Below are 285 nucleotides of genomic sequence, written 5' to 3'. Positions count from 1 at the left end.
GATTTCGAGGAGAACCAGCTATCTCCGGGCTTGATTAGCCTTTCACTCCGATCCACAAGTCATCCCCTAACTTTTCAACGTTAGTGGGTTCGGTCCTCCAGTCAGTGTTACCTAACCTTCAACCTGCCCATGGATAGATCGCCCGGTTTCGGGTCTATTGCCTGCAACTAAACGCCCTATTAAGACTCGGTTTCCCTACGCCTCCCCTAAACGGTTAAGCTTGCTACAGACAATAAGTCGCTGACCCATTATACAAAAGGTACGCAGTCACCCCGAAGGGCTCCC

1 rRNA gene is annotated in these 285 nt (G+C 50.9%); it reads right to left on the bottom strand.

The features are described 5' to 3' along the window. Positions 1-285 (bottom strand): 23S ribosomal RNA (locus A3709_RS20965); the annotation flags it as partial.

This window comes from Halioglobus sp. HI00S01 (assembly GCF_001635445.1).
GTDB classification, from domain to species: domain Bacteria; phylum Pseudomonadota; class Gammaproteobacteria; order Pseudomonadales; family Halieaceae; genus Halioglobus; species Halioglobus japonicus.
Note: the sequence above shows the minus strand (reverse complement) of the source record. Positions and strands in the feature narration are given on the sequence as shown.